Source organism: Variovorax sp. 01T439_2, from assembly GCF_056398445.1.
Genome location: NZ_JBFTPJ010001156.1, coordinates 1 through 1592, shown reverse-complemented (window position 1 = coordinate 1592; position 1592 = coordinate 1). Strand labels below are relative to the sequence as shown.

2 protein-coding genes, 1 tRNA gene and 1 pseudogene are annotated in these 1592 nt (G+C 62.0%); 1 reads left to right on the top strand and 3 read right to left on the bottom strand.

The features are described from left to right. The 3 genes from AC1DOC_RS33015 to AC1DOC_RS33005 form a co-directional block, all read right to left on the bottom strand. Positions 1-371: YkvA family protein (locus tag AC1DOC_RS33015; protein ID WP_478131488.1), on the bottom strand; the 371-nt coding region annotated here is incomplete at its 3' end. 2 nt (positions 372-373) lie between these two features. Beyond that, a complete protein-coding gene (locus AC1DOC_RS33010) occupies positions 374-853 on the bottom strand; it encodes a hypothetical protein (protein ID WP_418147347.1) in 480 nt (159 codons plus the stop codon). A gap of 22 nt (positions 854-875) precedes the next feature. Next, positions 876-960, bottom strand: a tRNA-Leu gene (locus AC1DOC_RS33005). Positions 961-1040: 80 nt separating this feature from the next. Between AC1DOC_RS33005 and AC1DOC_RS33000 the strand changes: the two are divergent. Continuing rightward, positions 1041-1592: pseudogene (locus tag AC1DOC_RS33000) on the top strand (ribonuclease R); the annotation flags it as partial.

The following is a 1592-nucleotide window of genomic DNA, read 5'->3' as shown; positions in this document are numbered from 1 at the left end:
GCCCAGAGCGCAGCACCAGCACCGATCCAGACCGCCAGGACGAGCACGGCCCCCGCAATGCTTCGGGGCTTCGCGCCCTGCTCCTTCATCCACAGGTCGGCGCGCTGGCGGCATTCCTCGAGTACATCGGCCGGAATGAGCCGGATGTTCAGCCAGATCAGGCCGGGCAGCAGCAAGGCGTCGTCGAGGTAGCCCAGAACGGGAATGAAATCCGGGATGAGGTCGATCGGGCTCAGCGCATAGGCGACGACGAAGGCCGCGAGCAGCTTGGCGAACCAGGGCGTGCCCGGATGGCGGTAGGCGAACCACAGGGTCACGCCATCGCGCTTGATGCGCGACGCCCATTGCCTGATGCGTTGGAAAATGGCCATGCTCACACGCTGTCGAACCGGTGCATTGCTTCGCGTGTTAAGGTGCACCTCGGCTTCAAAGCCGTCGCAACCCACGCAGATCCGCCGGCGATCCACTGCTGCGAGCCCATACCGCGCTCATCAGCTTGGGTTGCGCGGTTCACCTCTACTGCCAACACGGTGTTATTGATTCGGTTGCTCTGCTTCTCGAGACTCTGCGCGATCATTCGTCGATGTACTGCGTCAGAATGGTGGAAAGCCGCTTCTTCAGGAGCGGGTTGCTGCATCATTCCATGAGACGAAGCCCGTTCCATTTGTTCGAATCCGTGCCGCCGACAAGCGCTTCGCAGAATGTTCCGCTTCAGGATCACGACGCCGTGCGCGAACGCGGCACACAACCGTCGGTGCGGCCAAGCTTGGCCGCGATCGGCATCCGTGAGGGAGAACATCCCTCGATCATGTTCCCAGGGAAAAGAAAAAACCCCTGTAAATCGATGATTCACAGGGGTTTCAGCTTGGTAGGGGTGGTGCCCAGAAGAGGACTCGAACCTCCACGATGTTACTCGCTAGTACCTGAAACTAGTGCGTCTACCAATTCCGCCATCTGGGCCCACATAGCTGCCGAAGCAGTTATGTTTTGAATTTCAGGAAAGAGAGAATCATATCAAAAATAATGGCACTTCCAGCGGTCTGCTGGATGAATTTGAAGGAACTGTTCAAGGGCATCGCGACGGACACGGTTTCGTGCAGCGCGACGACGGCGAAGCCGACATCTATCTGCCCCCGAACGAGATGCGTGCAGTGCTGCACAAGGACCGCGTCAAGGCGCGCGTGGTGCGGCAGGATCGGCGCGGACGTCCCGAGGGGCGGGTGGTCGAAATCGTCGAGCGCCCCGAGCAGCCGATCATCGGCCGCCTGCTGCATGAAGGCGGCGTCTGGCTCGTCGCGCCCGAAGACAAGCGCTACGGACAGGACGTCCTGATTCCCAAGGGCGCCACCGGCCCCGCCAAGGTGGGGCAGGTGGTCGTGGTGCAGCTCACCGAGCCGCCGGCGCTGTTCGGCCAGCCGGTCGGGCGCGTGAAGGAAGTGCTGGGCGAGATCGACGACCCCGGCATGGAGATCGAGATTGCGGTGCGCAAGTACGGCGTGCCGCACGAGTTTTCCGAGGCCTGCCTGGCCGAAGCCAAGGCGCTGCCCGAGAAGGTTCGCCCCGCCGACAAGAAGGGGCGCATCGACCTGACC